Source organism: Hyphomonas oceanitis (genome assembly GCF_036964545.1).
Lineage (GTDB): Bacteria > Pseudomonadota > Alphaproteobacteria > Caulobacterales > Hyphomonadaceae > Hyphomonas > Hyphomonas oceanitis.
On record NZ_JBALTL010000004.1, the window covers coordinates 146,636 to 171,084 of the forward strand.

Annotated in this window: 19 protein-coding genes; all 19 read right to left on the reverse strand. The window is 61.1% G+C overall.

The genetic code is table 11. The annotated features are described in order from the left end of the window. Window positions 1-71 precede the first annotated feature (71 nt). Window positions 72-4,016: a type I polyketide synthase gene (locus tag V7651_RS12365; RefSeq protein WP_051624850.1), complete on the reverse strand. Its 3,945-nt coding sequence runs from the start codon at window positions 4,014-4,016 to the stop codon at window positions 72-74. A gap of 9 nt (window positions 4,017-4,025) precedes the next feature. Beyond that, window positions 4,026-5,579 (reverse strand): PfaD family polyunsaturated fatty acid/polyketide biosynthesis protein, encoded by a 1,554-nt coding sequence (locus V7651_RS12370; RefSeq protein ID WP_335592011.1) that lies wholly within the window; start codon window positions 5,577-5,579, stop codon window positions 4,026-4,028. A 218-nt stretch (window positions 5,580-5,797) separates the two neighbouring features. Next, complete coding sequence (locus V7651_RS12375; RefSeq protein WP_035539310.1) at window positions 5,798-7,705, reverse strand: ABC-F family ATP-binding cassette domain-containing protein; 1,908 nt, start codon at window positions 7,703-7,705, stop codon at window positions 5,798-5,800. A gap of 70 nt (window positions 7,706-7,775) precedes the next feature. After that, window positions 7,776-10,931 (reverse strand): efflux RND transporter permease subunit, encoded by a 3,156-nt coding sequence (locus tag V7651_RS12380; protein ID WP_035539231.1) that lies wholly within the window; start codon window positions 10,929-10,931, stop codon window positions 7,776-7,778. Window positions 10,932-10,946: 15 nt separating this feature from the next. Next, on the reverse strand, window positions 10,947-12,197 hold the full coding sequence (locus V7651_RS12385) for an efflux RND transporter periplasmic adaptor subunit (RefSeq protein ID WP_335613381.1): 1,251 nt from the start codon (window positions 12,195-12,197) through the stop codon (window positions 10,947-10,949). Between the two features lie 246 nt (window positions 12,198-12,443). After that, the gene (locus V7651_RS12390) at window positions 12,444-12,932 is read right to left on the reverse strand and encodes a hypothetical protein (RefSeq protein ID WP_035539232.1); all 489 of its coding nucleotides are present in this window, start codon (window positions 12,930-12,932) and stop codon (window positions 12,444-12,446) included. Window positions 12,933-12,934: 2 nt separating this feature from the next. Then, window positions 12,935-13,687 (reverse strand): type II secretion system protein N, encoded by a 753-nt coding sequence (gene gspN / locus V7651_RS12395; protein WP_335613382.1) that lies wholly within the window; start codon window positions 13,685-13,687, stop codon window positions 12,935-12,937. After that, complete coding sequence (gene gspM, locus V7651_RS12400; RefSeq protein WP_335613383.1) at window positions 13,684-14,160, reverse strand: type II secretion system protein GspM; 477 nt, start codon at window positions 14,158-14,160, stop codon at window positions 13,684-13,686. Before gspM ends, gspN begins: the two co-directional genes overlap by 4 nt. Then, window positions 14,157-15,311, reverse strand: a complete 1,155-nt coding sequence (gene gspL / locus V7651_RS12405) for a type II secretion system protein GspL (RefSeq protein ID WP_035539238.1) — start codon at window positions 15,309-15,311, stop codon at window positions 14,157-14,159. Before gspL ends, gspM begins: the two co-directional genes overlap by 4 nt. After that, window positions 15,311-16,276, reverse strand: coding sequence for a type II secretion system minor pseudopilin GspK (gspK, locus tag V7651_RS12410; protein ID WP_335613384.1), 966 nt, complete (start codon window positions 16,274-16,276; stop codon window positions 15,311-15,313). Before gspK ends, gspL begins: the two co-directional genes overlap by 1 nt. Beyond that, window positions 16,273-16,878: a type II secretion system minor pseudopilin GspJ gene (gspJ, locus tag V7651_RS12415; RefSeq protein ID WP_335613385.1), complete on the reverse strand. Its 606-nt coding sequence runs from the start codon at window positions 16,876-16,878 to the stop codon at window positions 16,273-16,275. The genes gspK and gspJ overlap by 4 nt, the downstream gene beginning before the upstream one ends. Continuing rightward, window positions 16,875-17,246: a type II secretion system minor pseudopilin GspI gene (gene gspI, locus V7651_RS12420; protein ID WP_335613386.1), complete on the reverse strand. Its 372-nt coding sequence runs from the start codon at window positions 17,244-17,246 to the stop codon at window positions 16,875-16,877. The genes gspJ and gspI overlap by 4 nt, the downstream gene beginning before the upstream one ends. After that, window positions 17,239-17,745: a prepilin-type N-terminal cleavage/methylation domain-containing protein gene (locus V7651_RS12425; RefSeq protein ID WP_418887245.1), complete on the reverse strand. Its 507-nt coding sequence runs from the start codon at window positions 17,743-17,745 to the stop codon at window positions 17,239-17,241. The genes gspI and V7651_RS12425 overlap by 8 nt, the downstream gene beginning before the upstream one ends. 8 nt (window positions 17,746-17,753) lie before the next feature. After that, window positions 17,754-18,203, reverse strand: a complete 450-nt coding sequence (gene gspG, locus V7651_RS12430) for a type II secretion system major pseudopilin GspG (RefSeq protein ID WP_035539245.1) — start codon at window positions 18,201-18,203, stop codon at window positions 17,754-17,756. A 25-nt stretch (window positions 18,204-18,228) separates the two neighbouring features. Next, a complete protein-coding gene (gene gspF / locus V7651_RS12435; RefSeq protein WP_035539247.1) occupies window positions 18,229-19,437 on the reverse strand; it encodes a type II secretion system inner membrane protein GspF in 1,209 nt (402 codons plus the stop codon). Beyond that, a complete protein-coding gene (locus tag V7651_RS12440; RefSeq protein WP_035539250.1) occupies window positions 19,424-20,926 on the reverse strand; it encodes a GspE/PulE family protein in 1,503 nt (500 codons plus the stop codon). The genes gspF and V7651_RS12440 overlap by 14 nt, the downstream gene beginning before the upstream one ends. A gap of 4 nt (window positions 20,927-20,930) precedes the next feature. Beyond that, window positions 20,931-22,874, reverse strand: a complete 1,944-nt coding sequence (gene gspD, locus V7651_RS12445) for a type II secretion system secretin GspD (protein WP_335613388.1) — start codon at window positions 22,872-22,874, stop codon at window positions 20,931-20,933. A 1-nt stretch (window position 22,875) separates the two neighbouring features. Then, window positions 22,876-23,739, reverse strand: coding sequence for a type II secretion system protein N (locus V7651_RS12450; RefSeq protein ID WP_335613389.1), 864 nt, complete (start codon window positions 23,737-23,739; stop codon window positions 22,876-22,878). Between the two features lie 252 nt (window positions 23,740-23,991). Beyond that, the gene (locus V7651_RS12455; protein WP_335592026.1) at window positions 23,992-24,315 is read right to left on the reverse strand and encodes a helix-turn-helix transcriptional regulator; all 324 of its coding nucleotides are present in this window, start codon (window positions 24,313-24,315) and stop codon (window positions 23,992-23,994) included. Between the last annotated feature and the right edge of the window lie 134 nt (window positions 24,316-24,449).

A 24,449-nucleotide genomic window follows, 5' to 3' on the forward strand; every position in this document is an offset into this window, starting at 1 on the left:
GCTGCCATAGGCGGCGACGGGCTGAACCATGACTGGGGAACGGTGAGCTGAGGACGTATCCTCACCGCCCCCTAGCTGAAAAAATCGGCGATTTTCCGGATCGTGCGGAGTTCGGCGATGGCTTCCGGGTCGACTTCGGGCAGCGAGGGATGCTGGTCGCGCAGGGCCGACAGGATTTCGACCTGTTTGATGGAGTCGACGCCGAGTTCGCCTTCGAGATCCATGTCGTCTTCGAGCATGGAGGATGGGTAGCCTGTCTTGTCTGCAACGAGGGCGCGGATAACGTCTGGTGTGATGCCATTGCCGTTGGAGGCCGGCGCTGAGACAGCGGTTGGGGCCGCGACGGGCGCCGGTGCTGCGGCGACCGGGGCAGGCGCGGAAGGTGCGGGTGCCGGGGTGGATCCGCCGATCATTGTGGCGATGGCATTGATTGTGCGCAGTTCGACGAGCTGTTCGGGATCAATTTCCGGCAGGTGTGGCATGCGTTCGCGCAGGGTGGAGAGGATCTCGACCTGCTTGATGGAGTCGACACCGAGTTCGCCTTCGAGGTCCATGTCCGCGTCCAGCATGTCGACCGGGTACCCGGTTTTTTCCGATACGATGGACTGGACGAGTTCGACCGGGCTTTGGCCGGATGCAGCCTTGGGCGCCGAGGCAGGCGCTGGCGCAGCAGGAGCAGGTGGTGGCGCCTGAGGTGCAGGCTGTGGTGCCGGTGCTGCCGCGCCGTTCGTGTAGGGCTTGGGCGCAGGCGTGGGTTGTGGCGCGAGCGCAGGGGCTGCGGGTTGAGGCGCAGGGGCCGCTTGCTGTGGCGTTGGTTGAGGAGCGGGGGCCGGCGCGGCGATGCGCTGGACCGGCGCGGGGCTCGGCTGTTGCGAAACCGGCTGGCCGCTCAGCAGGGATGCGGCCGCATTGAGAAAGGCCGTATGGCTAGCCGCCATGGTCGCGAGGTATTCGGAGTGAACATGTGATACGTCGCTCCAGATGCGTTCCGCAGAGGAGGAGGCCGGCGCGGGGGCGGTATAGGTCTGGGGCGTGTCGGTCATGGGAGAAGTCCTGCTGGGAGTCTGGTCGGGTGAAGCGGCGGTTGGCGCGGGCGCCGGTTGCGGTGTGGGCGGAGGTGTTGACGGTGCAGCGGTGATAGCGGGTTGGGTCGGAGCCCGTGCTACATTGGGAGCGGCGCGGCCTTCTGCGCCATTCCTTGGCGGGTAGGGCTTGTCGTAATTGGCGCCGTTTATGTAAACTGCGTGCTTCGATGGTGGCGGCGCCGGCACTGGCGGCGGCGTGTCAGCGAAGAGGGCGGCAAGATCGAGCGACTGGCCGGCTACGCTGAGTTCGCCGACGGCCGAGAGGAACTGGCTGAGGCCATTGGCGCGCTTGTTGTCTAGCGAGACAGCACGGAACGGGCGGTCCCCGAGGACATCGCGGACAAGGCCGGTAACGATATTACCGGGGCCGACTTCGAGAAATAGGCGGGCGCCGGCCTCATACATGGCTTCTACCTGGTCGCGGAAACGGACAGGCGTGGCGATCTGGCCAGCGATGACGTCGGGCAGGTCTGCGGCTTTGACATTATAGGGTGAGGCCGTCGCGTTGGCGTAGACCGGGAGTTTCGGTTTGCGCGGGCGCAGGGCCGTCAGCTCTGCCGCGAAAGGCTCAACGGCGGCGTGGACGATGGATGAGTGGAAGGCGGTTGCAACCGGAAGTCGGCGGGCTTTCAGGCCCTTCTCGATACAGATTGCTTCAGCGGCCTTGATGGCGTCAACCGGGCCGGAGAGGACGACCTGGCTGGGGCCATTATCATTGGCGAGGACGACATTGGTGACCTTGGCGACGATCGGCGCGATAGTCTCTGAATCGGTCTGCACGGCCATCATCGCGCCGGGCGTGGATTTGGCAGCCTCGGCCATAAGCCGACCGCGTGCGGCCGCGACGCTGAGGACGCTTTCGGCGTCGAAGCTTCGCGCAACATGGAGGGCCATCATCTCGCCGAAGCTATGGCCGCCGGCCATGTCCGGGTCGATGCCGAGGCGTTCGAGCAAGGCAAGCTGGGCCAAGGCAACGGTTGCTATGGCGGGCTGGGCATGTTGCATCTCGGTGAGGCGTTGGGTCTGCTCGCCGAATTCTACCTGATCGAAGGCGGCTGACGGGAAGGCGAGCCGCTGGAGCTTCAGCGGGCCAGTCTTAGCGTGGCCTGCGGCCATGTCCCAGGCTGCGCGAGCAGCGGGAAAGGCCATGGCAAGGTCCGAGCCCATGCCGACATATTGGCTGCCCTGGCCGGAGAAGAGGAAGGCGATCTTGCCGTTTTCGGGGGGCGTAGTGGAGGCGTGGATACCTGCACCGAGCGGAGCCGTGCCAAGTGTGCCGGATTCGATTTGGCCGATCAGGCGGGAAGCCTTGGCGGCGAGGTCTTTCTGGTCGTCGGCGACAATGGCGGCACGGACGCGGGCATCGGATTCGAAGGCCTCATGCGTGGTGGCCGCGAGGGCGGCGAAACCATCTTCTGCTGTTTCGGTATGAATGAGGGTTTCGAGCTGCTCGACGAGGCCGTCTGGCGTGCCAGCCGATACGAGGAAGAGTTCCGATGGGAAAACGCGCGGCGGCTGGAGTGCCGTCGGGCCGGTATATTCCTCAAGCGTTGCGTGGAAGTTGCTGCCCCCGAAGCCGAAGGAACTGACTGCGGCGCGGCGCGGACGACTGGTCGGTGAAATCCACGGGCGCGCTTCGCTATTGAGGTAGAAGCTCTTGCTGTCCTTCAGGACGTCTGCCGGTTCGGCGATCTTGATCGTGGGCGGAAGGATCTTGCGGCTGAGGGCGTGCACCGTCTTGATCAGGCTGGCAGCGCCTGCTGCACCCTTGGCATGGCCGATCTGGGATTTGACCGAGCCAATGGCGCACCATGGCGTGCCGTCCCCTTTGCCGTCGAAGACAAGGTGCAAGCCAGCCAGTTCAGCCTTGTCGCCTGCCTTTGTGCCAGTGCCATGAGCCTCGACGAGATCGACGGATTCCGGGCCATAACCAGCCTGGACGTATGCGCGCTCAATCGCGCGGGCCTGCCCGGACGGGAGCGGCGTGTAGATGGCCGTTCCCTTTCCGTCAGAGCCGCCGCCCATGCCGCGAATGACCGCGTGGATGCGGTTGCCGTCGCGCTCTGCATCCGACAGGCGGCGCAGCGCGATAATACCGACGCCTTCGCTGAGCATCGTTCCGTCTGCATCTGCGGAGAAGGGGCGGCAGTCGCCTGTTGGCGAGAGAGCCGGTGTTTTCGAGAAACACATATACATGAGAATGTCGTTGAGCGCGTCGGCGCCGCCCGCCAGCACCGTGTCGGAGTCGCCAGCGCGGAGTTCCTGCACGGCAATGTTCAGGGCCGACAGGCTGGAGGCGCAGGCAGCGTCAGTGACAAAGTTGGCGCCTCCGAGATCAAGCCGGTTGGCGATGCGTCCGGCGACGACATTGCCGAGCAGGCCCGGGAAGGTGCTTTCCTTCCACTCGATATAATGCGCTTCAATACGTTTGACGATTTCCTGCACTTCAGGCTCGCCGATGCCGGACTGGCGCAGGGCGTTGACCCAGACGGGGCGCTGTAGGCGGCCTGCCATGTGGGCCGTGAGTTCGGTGGCAGAGGCGACGCCGAGCATGACGCTCGTGCGTGTAAGGTCTATCTCGCAGCCATTGGTGCTTTGGATGTCGTCGAGCGCATTCTTAGCAGCAACGAGGGCGAGAAGCTGGGCGCTGTCGGTGTGTTGCAGGGCGTTGGGCGGAATGCCGAAAGCCATGGGGTCGAATGGAAGGGGAGCGATGAAGCCACCGCGCCGACCATAGGTGCGATCAGGCGTGAGCGGGTTGGCGTCATAATAGTCTTCGATCAGCCAGTGGCTTGCGGGTGTTTCGGTCAGCAGGTCGCGGCCCTGGAATATATCGCGCCAGAAACCGGTATTGCCGCCCCGGCCGGGGAAGATAGAGCCGACCCCAATGACGGCGATCGGTTCGGGGGACGTGCGGGTCTCAGTGCTCATGGATATGTCTCATTGGGCGTCTGCGAACTGGCGGGGCGCGTAATTGAAGTCGGTTGGGGCAACGGGCAGGCCCAGGGCTCTTAGTTGTCCGGCGCGGGTGATGTGGGCAGCGCCTTCGAGCAGGTTCCAGGCGATCTGCCTGACCGTGCGGTTCTCGACGGGCTCAAGGAAGCTGTCGGCAACCCATTCATTGAAGACGCCCATCGCTGGGCCGCACCAGACCTGGTAGTCCATCTCGCGTCCGGGCGTGCCTTCGCGGGCCCACTGGGCGCCCATGAAGAGGTAGCGGCGGGCGACGAGGGCGAAGCGCTTGTTGCCATCCGTTTCGGCACGTTTGGCCTCGGCGGGATTGGCCTGCGCGATATAGGCGTGGGTGCGGGCCCATGCGGCGTCGAACGGTTCGCCGAGTACGTCGTCGATCCAGTCGCGATCCTTCTGTGGAAGGTTTTCGTAGCTGGCACCGGAGCGGTAGATGGCATGAAGACGCTTGCCGCGCATGGCGAAGAGTGTGCCGCGTTTCAGAACCTGAACTTCGACGCCCTGCTCGAACATGTCGGCGGCTGGCGCCATAGTGACATCGGCGGGCCCAGCCTTGGCGAGCAGGCGACGGCCGGCTTCGGACAGGCCGGATTCAACGGCGGACTGGTTCACGGAGCCTGTGAGCACGTAGGCAGCGCCCATCTGGAAGGCTGCGGCGACGGCCATCGGCGTCGAGATGCCGCCGGCCAGGCCTATGCGGATGGCGTTGGCGTCGACGCCCGTGCGGGCGGCCACGCGGTCGCGGGCAAGGACGAGAGAGGGGAAGAGCGTGCTGGCCGGTCGGTTGTCGGTGTGGCCGCCGGAATCGGATTCCGCGGTGATCTCGGCGGCAACCGGGACTTGGGCGGCGAGCTCTGCCTGCTCGGCAGTGATGGCGCCGTTGGCGACCAAGTCCTGCAGGATTTTGGCTGGGGCGGGGGCCATGAAGGGCTCGGCGACTTCAGCGCGGGAGACCTTGGCGAAGACGTGATTGGCTCGATGAATGGTGCCGTCCGGTGCGCGGGAAAGTCCGACGGCGGTGTATCGAACCAGATCAACCGAAAGTTTCATGAAAGCCGAGGCGGAGACACGTCGCACACCCTTGGCGAGGAAAAGGTCGACAACGCGTGCTTCATAGCCGGGCTGCTGCGGGGAATGGATCAGGTTGGCGCCCCAAGCTGTCTGGTCGGTCGAAAGATGGGATTTTATCTCTGCAATTCCGGCCTCGATCACATCCGGAGACAGGCCTGCGCTTCCATAGAAACCGACACACCCTGCTTTTACTGCTTCGACGACCATTCGCGTCGTCGCAATTCCGCGGGCCATTTCCCCTACCACGTAGTTGAATCTACAGCCGTGGGTGTGGGCAAAGAGGCGGTCGCCGAGCCATTCGGGATAGATTGGAGGCAGGATCGTCGGTTTCGCCGACGTGTTGGCGCTATCTTCGGAATCGAGAATGGCGAGACCGTTGAGCGGCGTATGCGACAGGGTCACCTGCTCCCGTGGGAAGGCGATGGCCCTTTTCAGGTTCTCTGAAACACCCATGTCTGTCCCTTGCGAGCTTGTCTGCCGAATGGAAAACAAGCTCTCCCGATCCGCAAATTCTTTGCGGCCTTTTCAATTTCTAACTGCGCAATTTATCCCGACTTGTACAGGGGTAGTATTGCGACAGTCCCTTAGAACGGGTTGTCCTGCCCAGACAAATTTCACTTAACGTGGTTAATAGCACAAATAGGTCGCGGCAGGCGGACGTACAGCAGTGATCAGGCGTTAAGAGCCGTTTCATAATCCTCGATCGCCTGAAGCCAGTCTATCTCGGTCGACTCGGCTTCGGCCGCGAGATCAGCGCGCTGACGGAGCAGGTCCTGGATCTTTTCCGAGCTGTGTCCGGGGCGTGACAGATCCGTATCAATGGCGCCGATTTTGGCATTGATCTTTTCGAGCCGCTTCTCGGCGTCGTCCGCTTTGCGCTTGAGACCGGAGGCCGCTTTGCGGGACTCGGAAGATTTCTGGCGCTGGTCGGCCTTGTTCAGCTTTGGGGCTGGCTCAACCGGCTCGGACTTTGTTTTTTTTTGATTGTTGTCGGATTTGTTGCGATCCGCCTGCAGGACGAGGGCGCGATAATCCTGCAGGTCGCCATCATAGACGTCCGCCTTGCCGTCTTTGACGAGCCAGAGCTGGTCAGCTGTACCTTCAGCAAGGAAGATATCGTGGGTAATGAGCAGAACAGCGCCCTTGAAGTCGTTCAGCGCATAGATCAGCGCTTCGCGGCTGTCGATGTCGAGGTGCGACGTCGGTTCGTCTAGGATCAGGATGTGGGGCTTCTCCATGGCCATGAGGCCAAGTAGCAGACGAACTTTTTCGCCGCCGGAGAGCTTTTCAACTTTGGTCTCCACCTTTTCATGGCTGAAACCCATTTGGGATGCCGTCGAGCGCTGTTTGGCGACCGGTGTTTCCTTCGGCATGGCGTGGCGGACGTGGTCGAGCACGGTTTCGCCGGGTGTGAGCTCGTCCAGCTGGTCCTGCGAGAAATAGCCGATGCGGACCTTGCTGTGGGTCACACGGGCGCCGTCCATCAGGGGCAGGCGCTCGGCGATGGATTTGACCAGCGTCGTCTTGCCTTGGCCATTGGTGCCAACAATGGCGATGCGGTCGTCGGGATCAAGGCGGAGGGTCACGCCGCGCAGGATGCTGGCATCGGTACCATAGCCGAGTTCTGCGCCGCGCAGTTCCAGCAGTGGCGGGGCCATCTTGTCGCCGGGCTCGGGGAAATGGAACGGCACCGTGCGTTCGGCCATCGGGATGGAGATGTCCTGCATCTTTTCGAGCATTTTGACGCGCGACTGGGCCTGGCGTGCCTTGGACGCTTTGGCGCGAAAGCGGTCAACGAACGCCTGAAGGTGGGCCTTATCGACTTCCTGCTTGGCGCGCTGGCTTTCAAGTTGGGCGTATTTGGCGGAGCGAAGGCGCAGCCAGGCGTCATAACCACCGGGCACAATCGCGAGTTTCTTGTGCTCAAGCGCCATCGTGTGGGTAACACAGCGGTTCAGCATTTCGCGGTCGTGCGAGACGATCAGCACCGTGTGCGGGTATTTCTTGATATAGCCCTCAAGCCACGCCGCACCCTCGAGGTCGAGATAGTTGGTCGGTTCGTCAAGCAGCAGCAGGTCAGGCTGAGAGAAGAGGACGCCCGCGATGGCGGCACGCATGCGCCAGCCGCCGGAGAATTCGCGTGTCGGGCGGTCAAGATCTGCTTGCGTGAAGCCGAGGCCCATGAGGACCTCAGCTGCCCGTGAATCCGCTGACCAAGCGTCTATATCGACGAGACGGGTGTGGATATCTGCGATCCGCATAGGATCTTCGGCCGTCTCCGCTTCCTGCATCAGGGCGTGGCGCTCGGTATCGGCGGCTAGAACGACTTCCAGAATGGTCTCGTCTGTCGGGGCGACTTCCTGCGCGACCCAGCCAAGCTTGGCGCCCTGATTCAGGCGGATTGAGCCGTCATTGGTTGGATGCGTGATCTCCTCGCGGATCAGCTTCAGCAGCGTGGACTTGCCCGTGCCGTTGCGGCCGACGAGGCCGACTTTCCAGCCAGACGCGATCTGGGCGGAGGCGCCTTCAAACAGGAGGCGCGCTTCAATACGATAGTCGAGGTTCGAAATGGTCAGCATTTCGTGGGGTTTAGCGATGAGCCCCATGAAGGCAAGGGCCTAAGCTCCGTTGTGGGGTCAGGCCCTGCCTTTATTCCGCTGGAACAGGGGCGATCTCTTCCAGTGCCTTCATATCGAGCTGCGCATCGAAGGCAGGATAGTGCTTGCCTGTGATGAGATGGGCGAAGAAGCGCTTGATATCGGCCCCGATGCCGTAGAGGGCCGGAACGAAGAATAGGGTGACGAAGAGCGCAAACAGAACACCGAAGGCGAGCCCCACACCGATCGGGATGAGGAACTGGGCCTGGATGGACCGTTCCAGCATCAGCGGCAGGAGGCCGACAAAGGTTGTGAGCGAGGTGAGCAGGATTGGACGGAAGCGGCGTGTACCGGCCTCGACCAGTGCTTGTGCGCCGTCCATGCCGCGATCACGCAGCTGGTGTACATAGTCAATGAGGACGAGGTTGTCGTTCACGGCGACGCCGGCCGCTGCCATTATGCCCATATAGGACAGGATACTGAGCGGGAAACCCATCACGAGATGGCCGACCATGGCCCCGGTGAAACAAAACGGAATGGCGGCGAGCAGGATGAGGATTGGTTCTGCATAAGACTTGAATGCCACGGCGACGAGGAAATAGGCGACGCCTATTGCGATCAGCAGGAGCGTCATGATCTCGGCGAAGAATTCAGCCTCGCCTTGTGCCCGGCCTATATTGCCGCGCCGAACCTGTGGATGAGCTTTGTCAAAGCTTTCGAAGAAATTGTTGTCGAGTTCGTTGCGGATTTCGGTAATCCGTTCGGCCGCGACTTCTGCACTGACCACAATGGCCCGGCGGCGTTCGCGTCGATTGATCTGCGAAATGCCTTTCTCGAAGCGAATGTCGGCAACGGCATAGAGTGGCAGCTCACGCCCATCGGCGGTGCGGATGCGGATGTTGTTGAGAAAATCCAGGGATTCTCGGTCAGACCGCGGATAGCGAACGAAGACACGAACATCTTCACCATCGCGCGGCAGGCGTTGGACTTCCTCACCATAGAAGCCCTGCCGGACCTGACGGGCGACATCGGCGGTGGTGATGCCGAGGGATTCTGCGCCGGGCTTCAGGTCAAACTGGATTTCATCGGTCGCGCTCTGGACGTCGTTCACGACATTGTAGACGCCGTCATAGGAGCGGAGCTTCAACATCAAATCTTCAGCAGCTGCGTTCAGCGCGTCCAAGTCGGTAGAGTTGAGCATGTACTGGATCGGCGGGTCGGTGTCGGCATTCTTGTAGTTGACGGTGATGGTCTCAGCGTCCGGTACTTCCCCGATGAGGGCGCGCAGGCGTTCGGCCGTTTCCTTGGCGGTGAGCGTGCGTGTTTCGGGCGGCACAAGTTTGACCAGCGCGAGGACATTGTTGTCGCGTGAGCGGGTGTACCAGTTCTCGATCAGTTTGCCTTCGCCATTGGTCGAGGCATTGATTTCGTCTTCGAGCGCTTTCTCGCCAGCCTGGATCTGGGCCAGGACTTCGAGTGTGCGGGAATAGGGTGTGCCCTCGGGCAGCTCAACCGTGACGGCGATCTGATCGGATTCTGTTTCTGGAAAGAAGATCGTCTTGACGAGACCGTTTGTCAGGAGGCCGACGGAGAGCACCATGCCGCCGACAAAGATGGCTGCTGTCAGGTAGCGCTGGCGCAAAGCCGCGACCATGAGCGGGCGGTAGAGGTTGCGCGCGACCCAGACGATGGAATTGGCAATCGTGTCCTGGAAGCGCGCGAAACGGCTGTCGCGACTGGCGGGTTTCAGATGTGACAGGTGAGCCGGCAGTATCAGAAGCGATTCAATGAGCGAGAATGTAAGCGCGAGGATGACGACGAGCGAAATGGAGCGTGTGAACTCGCTGGTGCCGCCCGAGAGCATCATCCACGGCGCAAAGAAAATCATTGTTGTAAAGACCGCGAAGATGACCGGCTTGATGACCATCGTCGTGCCGTTGATTGCGGCGGTCAGGCCTTCTTCGCCGTCTTCCGTTCGGGAGTGAATAGCCTCGCCGACAATAATCGCATCGTCAACGATCACGCCAATCACAAGCAGGAAGGCGAAGGTGGAGATCATGTTGAATGAGACGTCCATCAGCGGCAGCAGCGCGAGACCGCCGGCGAAGGCCGTACCGATGCCAACCGCGACCCAGATGGCGATCTTCGGGCGCAGGAAGAGAAGGAGCGTAATCAGGACCAGGCCGAGGCCCATCAGGAAGTTCGACCCGATAAGCCTTATGCGGCTCATATAGTCGATGGAGGAGTCCTGCCATATGGTCATCGTGATGCCGGGGGGCGTGTGTTTGACAGCCTCGTCGTAATAGCCGCGCACATTCTTCGCCATCTTCACGATGTTCATGTTCGGGCCGTTCATGACCTGAACGAGAATCGTACGCTTGCCGTTGACCGTGGCGAGAAGGTTCACTTCCTCAAAGCCGTCGATGACCTTGGCCATGTCGGAGACGCGGACCACGGCGCCGTTTGGCATCTGTTTGACGATGATGTTCTCGAATTCAGCCTGCGTGTCCGCCTGTGAGCGGGTGCGCAGCTGGACATTGCCGCCATCACTGCGGACATTACCGGCTGAGATGTTGACCGAGGTTCCGCCGACCGCATTGGCCACTTCGGAGAGGCTGACACCATAGCGGCGCAGGGCTTCTTCGGAGACCTCAATCGAGATTTCCGCATTGCGCACGCCAAACAGGTCTACCGACGGCACATAGCCAAGCAGACCGATTTCCCGACGGGTGGCTTCGGCAAAACGCTTCAGCTCCTGTTCGCTGACGCTTTCATCGGCCGAAACAGCGATGCGCATCAGTTCATACCGATTGCGGAAAACATGAATCTGAGCGGGTTCGGCTGCGGATGGGAATGTGCTGATGGAATCGATCTGGCGTTTCAGTTCCTGCAGGAACTTGCCTTCGTCCAAGTCTTCATTGCCGACCACGACCACGCGAGCGACGCCTTCATAGGAACTGGAGCTCAGTTCCTTGATACCCTCCACCGTGCTGACGGCCTCTTCCATGCGGACGGTGAGCTGTTCCTCAACGTCCTGGGGAGAGGCGCCGCGCCATACAACGGTGATCGCCGCGCCGGGGAATTCGACATAGGGCTCAAGCTCGCGCTCCATACGGAGATAGGCGACGATGCCCGCAATGATCAGGGCGATCATCAGAAGATTGGCAGCGACCTTGTTGTCTGCCCACCAGCGGATAAATCCCGACATGCCCCCGGTTCCCTTCTAGTCGTTCGACGCACTGGCTTCAGCCGCGAAGGCTGTTTCCAGTCGGTCGACAGATTTGATCTTCATACCCTCGGCTACGGCGCGCACAGGCGATGTGATGACTTTCTCGCCTGCAGAAACGCCGCTTGTGAGAACGAGGCGCTCCCGGTCTGAAAAGGCGACGTTCACGGGGCGGATTTCGAGCGTGTCATCATCACGTGCGACATAGACCGAAGCCTTGCCGCGCAGGGCGGTGCGCGGGAGAACGACACTTTCGTCGAGGGCGCGACCGGCAATCACCGCGTCAACATAGAGGCCGGTGGCGAGTGGCGTGCCATTGTCTGCGCCTTTGCCATAAGGGTCGGCGACCTCGACATAGGCAAAGAGGACCCGGGTTTCGGGATCAAAGCCGCTATCGGTACGGGTAATGCGGCCCGACCATTTATGAGGCATGCCTGCAACAGTGGCTTCAAGTGTAACGGGTGGCCCTTTTTGGCCGGAAGCTTCTGAAAAACCGATGCCGAGGCCCAGATTCTCGAGATCGGCGTCGCTCAGCGCAATGGCGATTTCGACCACGTCGCTGGCATAGATATCGCCGAGACGCGCGCCCGGAGAGACATAGGCGCCGACATTGACCGACTTCTGGCGCACACGCCCGGGGAAGGGCGCAACGATCCGGGTGCGAGAGAGCTGGAGACGGGCTTCGTCGAGGCGCGCTTCAGCTGAGGCGAGTTGGGCCTCAGCCTGGGCGCGTTGAGGGCGGCGGAGTGTAAGGTCGGAGACGTCAGAGATGCCGAGTTGCTCGGCGCCGTGGCTTGCAATCTGGCCTTCGGAGATTTCCTGCATAAGAGCTGTATGCGCCTGGGCGACGGCGGCCTCGGCCTGGACAATGCCGAGTTCGTATTCGCGCGCCTCGAGCCGAACGAGTGTTTCACCTTGCTTGAATTGCGCGCCGGCGAGGAAATTCGGGGAGACATAGGCGACCCGGCCAGTGATCTCTGCGGCAAGACTCACTTCGGAGCGGGCCTTCACTGCGCCCTGGCCGTGGACCGTGATCGTTACAGGTTCCTTGCGCGCTGTTGCGGTGAGCACAGGGAGCGCTTCAATGATGGTTGCTTTCTCCTCGGGAGCGGGCTTGAGGGCGCTCATGCCGATGAAGCCGCCAGCCGCACCTATCAACACCAGGACTGGCAGGACCAAAAAGATGAGTCGCTTGATCAGGAGACCCAGCCGGAAGGGCGGTTTTTGGGCTGTTTCTGCATAAGTCATCGGCGAAATGCTCATCTTGTGTCTGGCGTGAGGTGCGGTTTTCTGCGCGCATCCTCTTGTGCCTTGATGAGTCTTGGTAACACCGAAATTATTGAATAACAATATCTCGTAGTTGATAAACAACGAAAGATTGCTGTTTTTCGGTCTTTGAATTCTACGCTTACTTATCCACTGGTGTCTTTTGAGGGCGCCGTTTACGTTGTTCTATAGGTGCTAATAGCGTCCGTCGTGCCCTACCTGCCTGGCTCAGCGGCTCTCCGGCTGGCAGGCCGAGAGGCCAAAGACGGGGATCATGGTTTCCCAGCCATCCTTGGCGACAAGCGAGAGACGGCCATCTTCAATGCGTTGACCGCCGTCGAGCATTTCACCAGCACTGAAGCTGACGCCGACATTGCCCTGGTCGGACGCGTAGGTCATGCGGGTCATGAACTGGCCAAACAAATCACCCTTGGAGGATGTGAGACGCAATTCACGCTGCTCGCCATCTATCTCCATCACAGCTGTGTCAGTGCCGGCTTTTGCGAAGAAGATGAAGCGGAGCGGCTCCCCATTGGTCCAGAGGAAGAGGCCGCAAGCGCCTGGGGGAAGCGTCTGCGGCGGCAGCTCGCCGGTCCGGTTTATGACATCCGACGCGCTTATTGTGGGCGCTTCTGGTGTGGGCTTGCTTGTGCAGGCGGTGAAGACAGCGCCGCTCAGGAGGATCATGGCCAAGTGGCTGAGACGCAGGCTTGGCATGATCAATTCTCCTCGTTCCGGGCGGCTTCCCGGCGCAGGGTGTACCCGTTCCCGGATTTTGTGAAGCCAAGTGTGGCAAGGGCAGCAGTTGCCTGTGGATCCAGCTTTTCGACATGCAGGTCCATGCCTGTACGCCCATCCGGCAAGGTCGATAGTGTGATCTCAAAACGTTCGCCATTCTGTCCGTCACCGGACAGCGGCAGTTTGAGTGTGCCGTCGGTGCAGACAGGTGAACCCGTGAGCATCGGCCAGTCGCGGCCATACTGGACACCGAGGCGGCTTACGAGATCCAGCTGTGCCGAGCCGTTCGCGCTGGTGCACTGTCCGTTGCGGCCAAGGCGAATGGCGGCATTGAACAGTTTGAGCGTGCCGCCGACGCGGCGCAGTTCGTCATGGATGCCGTCCAGCCGACTGATATCCACTTCAGCGCCGAGATTGGACAGGTTCACCGACGATGGTGAGATTGAGACTCTCAAACGCGCCCGACCGGTAGGAGCGCCCCAGTTTATGTCTGAGCCGATTGAGCCTGTGAAGAGCGATAGCGGGGACGATCGGATATCCAGCGCGCCTGCGGGCGTGCCGCGATAAACCAGTCCTGTGACTTGTCCGTGCCAGATGGTGCCGCGCGCCTGCTGCCAGCCTATGCCTTGTTCGATCAGGCCAGCGTTGCGCATGGCGAATGACAGGGGAATGCCTGAAACCAGACCCACTATAAGCGCCGCCGCGAAGACGAGGATGAGAGCGATCCGCTTCATCCTTGCTTGCCTCCAAATTCGAAACTTGAGCGGACTAGGCCTGCGCCCGTGTCATTCATTGTCGCGCGACTGGCCTCAAGGGAGGCTGTGTTGCGTAGGTCAAAGAGCCAGGCGAAAATGTTCTCTGCGTTTGTGTCATCGATCTGGACCTTAATGACGCCTTCAGTGCTGACCTGAATGCGTGCGATGGCCAGACCGCGCCTTGTGGCAGCTTCGAGAATGGCGCGCCGGCTGCTGTCTGGATCGAGTGCAGGGGCAGCCTGCGTGCCATTCGCGGCTGCAGGCGACAGGCCGCGCGATGTCATGACGTCTAATGTACGAGAAGCCTGGTCAGCTTTGAGCGCCGCTTCCGCCCTCCCGGCGAACAGGGGAACAATGATGAACTGTAACAGGATGATAAGCGCGAGCAGGATGGCTGCCGCGGCTACAAGGCCTTGCTCGCGCAGGCTGCGTTTGTCCCACCATTCAATCATTGGGCTGCCTCCAGTGTCAGGTCACCGATAACCCGGTCATCCTGCTGACGGGAGTCGCCGAGCGAAACGCCGAGGCCCTTGGCCTCAAGTGCATTCTTGAGGTCCGCGTCGCTGCCATATTTTGGATAGACCATATTTGCGAGAAGCCGCCCGGTCTGCCGGTCATAACGCAGCCCCTCAATTGAAATGCCACTTTCAGCGGGAATGGATTCATAGAGGAGTGCGGTGGCATCAAGGAAGGCCAGCCGGTTGGCGGCGGGAGCGGCGTCCTGGTTTCGCACCGCTGCGTCGAGGTTGCTGGGCACCGGCGTCCCGGGAAATGATGCGGCATAGATCCCACGCGCGTGCTGATCGAGCACATCGGACAGGCGCGAAAGGGACCAGGTTTCCAGCCCGACCATCGCAAGGAGAGCGACGGCAGCGGCCGCGCCCAGTAGAAGCGTTGAGCGCCACGCACCAATACGGATATCGGCTTGTTTGCGACTGATAAACGGACCCTGACGGAGGTCGGTCAGTGCACCAGCTGTTTCGGCCCATTGGGCGAGTTGCGCGAGAACCGGCAGAGACGACGCGCTGCTTGCTGACACACCGAGCCGATGCGCGAGTGCGGCACTGGACGTTGTAAGCGGCGCTTTTGACGAATTCGCGAGGGCTTTCAGCGCGTCGTCTGGCAGCGCGGCATCAATGGCAAACCGTTTTTCGCCTGTGGAAACGAGGACGTGGTCTCCGGCGTCTACGGCCATGGGGGCTGCGGGCAGGACAGAGACGTCGGCCACAAGTTTAGCCGTCTTCAAGCCAGACGCGTTCAGACGCGCGACCCATTCTTCCATGAGCGCCGGCTCAACCACATGTACAGGGCGCAATCCGCTGTCGAGTGTCTGACCAATCGCGACATGGGCTTCTTCAACAGGAACGGCGACTTCATCTTCAAGGGCAAAGGCGGCAGACCGCCGAATTTCGGCCGCGCCCTGTGCCGGTATGCGTACTTCGAAACAGCCGACGTCCGTACCGGGTACGAACACGACCACATCATCGCCAGAGGAGACATTCGCGTCTGCGGCAGACAGGAGATTGATGCTCCTGTCGTTGACGAGCGCGAATTCCGTGGGCGCGCCCGAAGGTGGCATAAGAGTAAAAAGGCGCCGGGCCATCAGAAGTCTCCCGTCGTGCGCTGGATAAGGCTGGCCTGGCCGCCTTTGTCCATTGCATAGACAAGCTGGAGGGTTTCCTGTGTTGAGCCAGACACAATGCGGGCTGTCAAACGCAGGTTGCTGGGTTTCAGCGAGAGCATGGAATCGTCGCGTGCGGCGACGGCGATGGTCTGGATGTGTTCATTTTGCAGGAACGTGTCCAGCGAATGCCAGCCACCAAGTGGCTTGGCGCGGATGACCGACTGGGCTTTCTCAAGGGTAAGTTCGCCGGAATAGAGTGCGACCAGCAGGGGCGCATCCTCTTCTTTGAGTGTCTCGATATTGAGGGCGGTCTGGAAATGGTCTGGCCTGACACAGACCAGCGGCTGGATCATCGCGATAATTTCAGGGGTGAAGCCTTTTATGGCTCGTAGCTCTGTCAAGTTTGCGAGCGGTGCGTTGGCGGAACGGTAAGGAGTTTCAAGGGTGCCATAATAGCCAGCCTCGGCGCCATATGCCCGGGGCGAGGAATCCTTGTCTATCCAGTCGGCCAGGCTTTCGGAAAGCGCCTGAGCGTCCGAGCGGAACACATCCATGGCTTCGAGCAGGCGCTGGAATTTGATGTGATTGACGTCATTGGCCTCGCCCGTGACGGTATTCAGGTTGAAGCAGTTGGAGGCGTCAGAGAGTGTTGCCTGGATCACGCCGCGATCAAACGGCAAGGTCATGCTCTGGCCGGTTTCGAGTGCTTCCCGGATGGCATCGTCGCCCAAGGTCTTGATCCGGGCCACAGCAAGGACGCCGAGCGCCTCTGTTGATCGACTGGCCCATATGGTCTGGGACCGTTCTGACGAGACACGCGCGAGGCTGAGCGAGCGCCCAAGCGCCTCGACAGCAGCAAGCGCCGCAACCGACATCACGGCCACGATCATCAGGATCGACAGCAGCGCGGCGCCGCGATCCTTCGGGGAAACGTGGGGCGTCATGACATGGCACCAAGCATATACGTGAGGGTCAGTTCATCCTGGTCAGCGAATGTCATCTTGAATTCAATGAGATCAGGATAGTCGCCGCTGGTCGTCGCTGGCCACGCATCGAACCAGGCGCCTTTTCGGCGGTAACGGATGTCGAGCTTGTCTATTCCCTCCATCAGGACGCGCTCGACAACAGGCGTGGTGCTGACCGGATCTGGCCGGAGCCACGCCTTTCGAACCAGTGTGCCCTTGTCATAGGCATAAGCCACGCGCTGGAGGTCGCTGCGCTGGCTGCCGATCTGGGGGGCTATCCATCCGGACCGGACGAACGTGATCAACTCGCCGGTCTTGTCGCTCTTCAAGCCCTGAAAGCCGATGGGCGGGTAAAGGTCATCTGGAGCGGAGGAAGAACGGTGCGTGACCTCATTGAAATCCGACCTCATCAGACCGAAGGCCGCCTCGAGTGAACGCGCCTCGTCCATCCGTGTATTCACGGCGCGGCTGGCCTGAAGGGTCTGCAGCATCATGAGTGTGCCAGCTGTCGCCAGCGTTGCTGTGACGGCGAGCGCAACAAGGGTCTCGACGAGCGTGAAGCCGGCGCTGGGGCGGTTCATTGGCCGACCCTCAAGCTCTGCAGGTGTGCAAGAACCTGTCCGCTTTCTGGTGCGGTTACAGTGATTTCAACGAGGAAAAGACCGTTTTCCTGCGTTGGCGTGACGGTGCGGTTCCAGTCAAAGCTGCGGCCACGCTGGGTGGATTCGCCTGCAATGACGCCGGTGGGCAGCGGCGGGGGGGTGGTGAGCGCGTCGGCCATGCGATTATTGGCTTCGATTTCGGCGAGGGCGCGCATGTCGACCTGACGGGCGCCGATCATGGTTTCGCTGCTGAGATGGATCAGCCCGATGGCGGAAATCGAAAAAACGCCAAGTGCTGCAAGGACTTCGACCAGGGTGAACCCGGACTGGCGATGGGGGTCAGGCATTGGGCGCCTCCCATGTCACTTTGCCGTCGGGCGCAATTGTCAGTTCGATTGTCTGGTTGCCGCGCTCAAGGATCAGCGGGTCGGCTTGGGCGGTACCTGTGGTATCGAGGATGACCTCGGGGGGGGCTTCATTGGGACTTCCCGGACCATTCCCGGACCGCTGAGGGGGCGTGCGGGACCTGTCGAAGGCCACATTGCGGGCCAATGTGACCTTCCCGCCGGCTGCCGGCAGCCATGCCTGGTTGCGCCAGGTGACAAGCTGATAGCCCTGCTCGGTGAGCTTCAGTCCCTGCGGGGCGCCGGTCACCAGCGCGAGGTCCATTGCAGAGGTGATGTCGCGTTCAAGGCGGGCTGCGGCTTCCTCAAGCGGGTCTGCGGGTGCACGCATGGTCATGGCGACCATGCCGGCGGCAAGGCCCATGATGAACACTGCGACCAGCACTTCGATCAGGCTCATGCCTGCATCGTGTGGAAGTGGGAGGTCGCGGTTCGGATTCATGGATCAGGTCAGTTCCAGTTGCCGATGTCGTCTTCATTGCCGGGTTGACCGTCAGGGCCGGCCGAGAAGACGTCATAGGCGCCGGCGGAGCGGACACCGGGCACGTTGTAGATGTAATCATTGCCCCAGGGGTCTTGCTGGATGCGCTTGATGTAGCCGCCGGGACGGTACTGGGCGGCGTTTGCGCCTGAGGGTGGCGTCTTGAGGGCAGCGAGCCCGACATCCGCGCCCGGATAGTTGAACATGTCGAAGCTGTATTGCTCGAGGCCGCTCTCAAGGGCGGCGATATCGGACCGCGCGCGATCGACGCGGGACTTGCCGAGCACCGGGCCGACAGAGATGACGACAGCGGTTGCGAGCAGCGCCATGATCGAGACGGTCACCAGCAGTTCGACAAGCGAGAAGCCGGCATCCTTGCGGATGGTTTCGGGGGATTGGTTGTCCTGGTCCTGTGTCATGGAGGCCTCCTGATTGCGTGCGGCGCTATTGGAGCGCGAGTGTGTTGAGCTGGATGATGGGTAGCATGATGGACAATACGATTGTCCCGACCAGACCGCCAAGAATAACGATGATGATGGGTTCCATCAGACTGAGGGCGGTGGACGTGGCGTTCTCGAATTCTTCCTCGAGGAATTCGGCGGCGCGCGTCATCATGCCGGGCACGTCGCGGCCCGCTTCGCCACTCGCCACCATATGCACCATCATGGGCGGGAAGGCGTGCGTGTTCTTGAGCGCAGCGGCGAAGGAGCCGCCTTCGCTGACCTTAATGGCAATTTCGTCTGCAGCCTTGCGGAACACGCTGTTCGCCATCGCGCCGCGGGCGGCCTGCAGGGATTCCAGCACAGTCGCACCCGAGGATGAGAGCGTGGCGAAGATGCGGGCGAACCGCGCGGCTGAGACGGTGCGGGCGAGATTGCCGATGACGGGCAGGCGCAGGATGAAGCGGTCCATGGATTCGCGCACGCCGGGCGCGCGCAGGAGGCGATTGAGCGCAATGACCCCCACGACGACGCCAATGGCGATGAGCCAGCCCCAGTTGCGGAGCAAGTTTGACATCATGATGACCTGCTGGGTCAGCCAGGGCAGTTTGGCGTCGAACATGTCGAACTGTTCGACAAGGCGCGGCACGACGATAATCATGAGCGCGATGACCATGCCGATGGCCAGCGTGGCCAGGAGGGCCGGATAGATCAGCGCGGACTGGACCTTCTGGCGCAGGCGCCATGTGTTCTCAAGATAGATCGCGAGGCGCTCCATCACTTCGCCCTGTCGGCCCGACATTTCACCGGCGGCCACAACGGACTTGAAGAGAGGCGGAAACGCGCGGGGGGCGGTGGCGAGGGCGTCGGCAAAGCGCGAGCCTTCGGTGACTTCGTTGCGGACGCGGTGAAGGATGGCGACGGTCTCGGGCTTCGCATCGGCCGCAACGGCCGTCAGAGCCTGTTCGACAGTGAGGCCGGACTGGAGGAGGACAGCGAGTTGTCGCGCGAGCAGGGCGCGGTCTTTTTCCGAAATGCGGCCACCGGCGCCCTTGCCGCCGCGCGCGCTCTTTGCGCTGAGCGGAGAAACCTCGATGGGCATGAGCTCGCGCATCCGCAATTCCTTGCGGGCTGCGCGGGGGCTGTCTGCTGAAATGACACCGCGCATGCGTTTGCCGCCTGTATCGACAGCGACGTACTCAAACGCTGCCATCGCGGGCCTCCTTGCGGCAGACGCGCAGGACTTCCGTCACGCTTGTCTCGCCGGAGAATACATAGCGCCGCGCATTTTCGATCAGGCGGTGATGATCGGCGAAGGCAACGGCTTCGATGGCATCTTCCGTGGCATCCGCATGCAGCAGGTTTCGCACGGCATTATCGATGACGAGCAGCTCATAGATGGCGATGCGGCCATGGAAGCCGGTATTGCCGCAGGCCATGCAGCCTTTCGGCGTGTAGTGTGTGAAGGCCTGACCATGTGGCAGGTCGAGGGCTTCATATTCGGCGGTTCCGGCCTCGGCGGGCTCCTTGCAGACATCGCACAGTTTGCGCACGAGACGCTGGGCCATGACGGCGCGCAGGGTGGACGCCATAAGATATGTTTCGACGCCCATATCGCGCAGACGGGTAATAGCGCCAGCCGCACTATTGGTGTGCAGGGTGGAGAAGGCGAGGCGGCCGGTGGAGGCGAATTCGAACGCGGCTTCGGCGGTTTCCAGATCGCGAATCTCGCCCACCATGACGATGTTGAAGTCCTGACGCAGGATGTTTCGCAGGGCGCGGGCGAAGGTGAGGCCGACCTTGGAGTCCATCTGTGTCTGACTGATGCCCGGCAGGCCGTATTCGACCGGGTCTTCCAGCGTCATGATGTTCACGTTTCCGGTGTTGAGACGCGAGATGGAGGAATAAAGCGTGGTGGTCTTGCCCGAGCCGACAGGACCAGTGACGAGGATCACGCCGTTTGGCTGGCTGAGCACCTGATCGAAGCGCTGATAGGTGTCGGAATCCATGCCGAGCTCTTCAAGCGTCAGCAGGGCGTTCTGCGTGTCGAGCAGGCGAAGCGCAACCCGTTCGCCAAAGCGGGTCGGCAGGATGGCGACGCGCACGTCGATTGAGCGGCCGCCGGCCTGCAGCGAGATGCGGCCATCCTGTGGCAGGCGTTTCTCGGCGATGTCGAGGCGCGCCATGACCTTGATGCGGGAGACCAGCGGCGCCGCAAGCTTGCGTGGCGGCGTGATGACCTCGACGAGATCACCATCGATGCGATAGCGGATCGACAGTTTGTCCTCAAACGGATCAATATGAATATCTGAAGCGCGGCGCTTCATCGCCTCATAGATAAGCCCGTTGATGAGGCGGATGACGGGTGCATCATCGCTGCCGCCGAGCAGGTCAGCCGCTTCCGGGATGTCGTCGATCAGGCTTTCGAGGCCACCACGGCTGGCAACAGCCGCCTCAATGTCGGTGGCGCCGAGCGGACCCTGGCTGAAGGCGTTCGTGAGGGCGCGGTCAAAACTGGCGGCGTCCATGGATTCGATGGCGTGCGGGCGGCCAAGGGCGCGGCGCGCTTCAACCAGTGAGAAAGCATCAGCACCCATACGCACGCCGACCGTCAGCGCTTCGCGATCAGGCAGGACAATGAGGCCCTTGTCCTTGGCGAAGGCGTATGTGAATTGCCGGGAGGGTGCTGCGTGTGTGCTCATCGAATTATTGTGGAGGCGGCGAGCTCAGAACCTCGCTGACGAAGGCGTCGAGCGAGTTCACCTTGTCGTCCTTGCCGTTCCAGAGCTCTTCTGCGCGGATAAACCGGTAACTGCGTGCGGTCACGTCGCGCGCGCTCTGGCGGTCACGGATAACCGTTGGGCGAATGAAAACCATCAGGTTTGTGCGCTTGCTGGCCTTGCCTTCCGACCGGAACAGACGGCCGGCGACAGGCACGTCTCCAAGGATAGGCACTTTCTCGTTTGCAATCGTGTCCGACTGCTGGATCAGGCCGCCGATGACGATGATTTCACCACTGTCGGCAAGTACATCGGTCTGGATCTGGCGCTTGTTGAAGATGAGGTCGGAGGTCGCCGTCGAGATGGCGCCGGCAATGCTGGAGACTTCCTGGTTGATCTCAAGACGCACGGCATCGTCAGACGAAATGCGGGGTGTTACATCCAGCCGCACACCGATTTCCTTGCGGTCTACCGTCTGGAACGGATTGGTGTTGTCGTTGCCGAGGACGGAGCCGGTAATGATCGGCACTTCCTGGCCGACGAGGAGGGATGATGTTCCGTTGTCGAGCGTCATGTTGAAGGGCTTGGAGAGTACGCGGGAATTTGTGTCGCTTTCCACCGCCGTCAGGATGGCACCAAAGAGCGTATCGCCGTCCTGTCCGCCGATGCCCACGCTGAGGCCGGTGAGGCCCAGCAGGGAGCTGACTGCGGAGGCTGCGAACGGATTGCTGTCGCCCGTGTTGAAAGGTGTATCGCCCGCGACGGCGCCTGCCAGTGCAAGCAGGTTCGGCGCCGACCGCGAATAGTTGGTGGAGGCGAAGGGCACGGTGGAATTGCCGGTGCCGCTGAGCAGGAACTGGAGGCCGAGCTCGCGCGCCGTGTCGTCCGACATTTCAACAATGATGGCTTCGACCAGGACCTGGGCGCGGCGTTTGTCGAGATCCTGAATGACGCGCTCCAGCGTCAGGAGGGTTTCGCTGGGAGCGTTGATGACGATCGAATTGGTCGGCGCATGGAAGGCAATCGTGCTGGGCGTGACTTCACCGCCGGTTTCAGCGCGGCGGAAGGCCATGGCGCCTGCGACCTTTTCAAGGATCGGCACGATTTCGGAGGCGTCGGCATTCTTGAGCGAGATGACGCGCAGTGTGTCCTCGACGCGGTCCGTCGAATCGAGCTGCTCGATCACTTTCAGGGCGCGGTCGATCGTGACGTCATCACCGCGGATGACGATTGAGTTGCCTGTCTGTGAGGCAATGGCCTGGAAGTTTGAGGCGCCGGAGTCCTCACCGCCATTCTTCTGCAGGGCCATCAGAATGGATTCCATCTCGCCTGACGGGATGTTCTTCAGGCCAATGGTTTCTGTCCGGGTCCGGTCCTCATCAATGCCCGCCACCAGCTGTCGGATACGCGGCATGTTGGATCCATAATCGACGACGACCAGTGTGTTTGAGCGGGGGTTGGCGATGACCTGGCCCTGCGCATCGACGAGCGGCTTGACCATCTGGGCGGCTTCAAGCGCATTGAAATTGTTGAGGTGGATGATTTCCGTCACGAAGCTGTTGGCGCTGGAGGAGCGTGTACCGGCTTCGCTGACGGCGGACTGTTCCGGGATGATGCGGTAGGTGTTCTTGCCGGCAGGAACGGCTGTGAAGCCCTGGACGCGAAGCGTTGAGAGGAAAACCTCAAACACGCCTTCGCGCGTCAGCGGCGTGGAAGACGTGACCGTGACGCGTTTGCCCCGGACATCAGGGTGAACAATGAACGTGTAGCCGGTCACGATCGACACATCGGCGATCAGGGAGCTTAGCTCCACATCGTCGAAGTTCAGAACGTGGCGTGCAGCCGGAGGTGTGGCCTCGCCAGCCAGCCCGAAGGCGGGCAGGGCGGTCGTGGCCAGCAGGACGGCTGTAAGGCCGAAGCGGAAGTTCATTCTATTCTCCCTCGGGGAAACGAAGTGTGACCGGCACATCCGCGTTTCCGCGTCTGACGGTCATTGAAATCTCAGGCGCCCGGGCCAGTCGCTCTGTAAGGCTCTGAATGTCGATATCCTTGACCGGCGTTCCGTCCAGACTTGTCAGGATGTCGCCTGATTCAATTCCTGTGCCACTCAAGGCTGCAGACGAGGCAGGCGAACTAAGGCGATATCCGACGAGGTTGCCGTCTTCCAGAACGGGTGCGACGTTGAGGGACGCCAGCAGTGCCCGGTCTATCGTGGCAGGTCTGGATGTGACGACTTCCGGGCGTTGCTCGCCCTGGATCATGCCTTCCTGTCCAGGCAGGGAAAGGACAGCCAGCGTGTCGGCATTGCTCTCCATCATGAGCGTTTCGAGACGGCCCCCTTTGCGCAGCAGCACCCGGTCGGGCAGTACGCGGTCGAGCGTGACGCCATCAACGATCGTGTCGCCAGGGCCAAAGCTGCGCGCTTGCTTGTCCGACATCTGGATGATGGCAATTGCGGCCGCATCGGTTCCGTTCGCGCCGGATTCGCCTGTCACGGAACGAACGCCCTTCAGTTTGAGGTTCAGTGTTGTCGGGGGCGCGCTGGGCACAAGCGCGCTGCCAGATGCGGAACCGTCCGCGCGTTTGAAGTAATTGACCCTTGTGAGAATTGTTGTGTCGCCACGCGGGACGCGAGCATTTGCGGATCCCGATTGGGAAATGACGAATTGCGGAAGGGGCTTGCTGACCGCACCGGACCGGTCGATCGCAATCCACAGGATGCGCGCGACCAGCAAGCCGAGAAGGGCAACCAGCACAATATCAAGCACTATGCGTACGCGCGGCACGATATGCATTGTACTTGCTGTGAGTTTCGCTAGCGGGTTCATATATTACGCAAACAGTCTAATTCTGTAGTGATGTTAAGTATATTTATCGGCACTTCTGCGCCGTTTACCTTGCAAAAAGGAGGCGCGTTAACGGTTGATGCAGCAATCGGGCCACAGTGCCAAACAGATTTACAGTACATCATTGTAATGGTTGAGAACATGGCGCCCATTCAGCCATCAGTGACGCCGTCATTCTTTCCGTCGCTGCCGCCCGTATACTCAGAATAGCAGGCTGGCGGGAACATTCAGCGCCTCTGACAACCGACGAGCCGTTTTGAGACCGAAGGTCTGGCCGCGTTCGATTGCGGAAATATGATTTGGACGAATACCGCAAAGCTCACTCAACTGGCTTTGAGTCAGCAGACGCAACTCGCGTATGACGCGAACGGGATGCTCACCCGCATCAATCCTGCGCTGCGCCTCGTCAGGAATCTCCGGTTCCGCTTTGGGAATTTCGGACATCGCCTTCTCAAGCTGTGAAACCTTTGTCTCAAGATCTATCAGCCGACCTTCCAGTCTATATAGCAAATCCTGGTCACTCACCGATGCAGCCCCTTAAATTGCGCCGTTGGCCCTGTCTTTAATGTCGGACGGATATTCTGAAATTAACGCGCTCACATGTCGCTTTCGCGAAAGTTTTATGACGTTCCGCGAGGTTAACAGGTGTTGCTGCTGCA

Coding starts and splice junctions, on each gene's coding strand:
- V7651_RS12365 (WP_051624850.1), bottom strand. CDS start 4,016: ATGAGCACTGAGACCCGCACGTCCCCCGAACCGATCGCCGTCATTGGG.
- V7651_RS12370 (WP_335592011.1), bottom strand. CDS start 5,579: ATGGGTGTTTCAGAGAACCTGAAAAGGGCCATCGCCTTCCCACGGGAG.
- V7651_RS12375 (WP_035539310.1), bottom strand. CDS start 7,705: ATGCTGACCATTTCGAACCTCGACTATCGTATTGAAGCGCGCCTCCTG.
- V7651_RS12380 (WP_035539231.1), bottom strand. CDS start 10,931: ATGTCGGGATTTATCCGCTGGTGGGCAGACAACAAGGTCGCTGCCAAT.
- V7651_RS12385 (WP_335613381.1), bottom strand. CDS start 12,197: ATGACTTATGCAGAAACAGCCCAAAAACCGCCCTTCCGGCTGGGTCTC.
- V7651_RS12390 (WP_035539232.1), bottom strand. CDS start 12,932: ATGCCAAGCCTGCGTCTCAGCCACTTGGCCATGATCCTCCTGAGCGGC.
- gspN (WP_335613382.1), bottom strand. CDS start 13,687: ATGAAGCGGATCGCTCTCATCCTCGTCTTCGCGGCGGCGCTTATAGTG.
- gspM (WP_335613383.1), bottom strand. CDS start 14,160: ATGATTGAATGGTGGGACAAACGCAGCCTGCGCGAGCAAGGCCTTGTA.
- gspL (WP_035539238.1), bottom strand. CDS start 15,311: ATGGCCCGGCGCCTTTTTACTCTTATGCCACCTTCGGGCGCGCCCACG.
- gspK (WP_335613384.1), bottom strand. CDS start 16,276: ATGACGCCCCACGTTTCCCCGAAGGATCGCGGCGCCGCGCTGCTGTCG.
- gspJ (WP_335613385.1), bottom strand. CDS start 16,878: ATGAACCGCCCCAGCGCCGGCTTCACGCTCGTCGAGACCCTTGTTGCG.
- gspI (WP_335613386.1), bottom strand. CDS start 17,246: ATGCCTGACCCCCATCGCCAGTCCGGGTTCACCCTGGTCGAAGTCCTT.
- V7651_RS12425 (WP_418887245.1), bottom strand. CDS start 17,745: ATGAATCCGAACCGCGACCTCCCACTTCCACACGATGCAGGCATGAGC.
- gspG (WP_035539245.1), bottom strand. CDS start 18,203: ATGACACAGGACCAGGACAACCAATCCCCCGAAACCATCCGCAAGGAT.
- gspF (WP_035539247.1), bottom strand. CDS start 19,437: ATGGCAGCGTTTGAGTACGTCGCTGTCGATACAGGCGGCAAACGCATG.
- V7651_RS12440 (WP_035539250.1), bottom strand. CDS start 20,926: ATGAGCACACACGCAGCACCCTCCCGGCAATTCACATACGCCTTCGCC.
- gspD (WP_335613388.1), bottom strand. CDS start 22,874: ATGAACTTCCGCTTCGGCCTTACAGCCGTCCTGCTGGCCACGACCGCC.
- V7651_RS12450 (WP_335613389.1), bottom strand. CDS start 23,739: ATGCATATCGTGCCGCGCGTACGCATAGTGCTTGATATTGTGCTGGTT.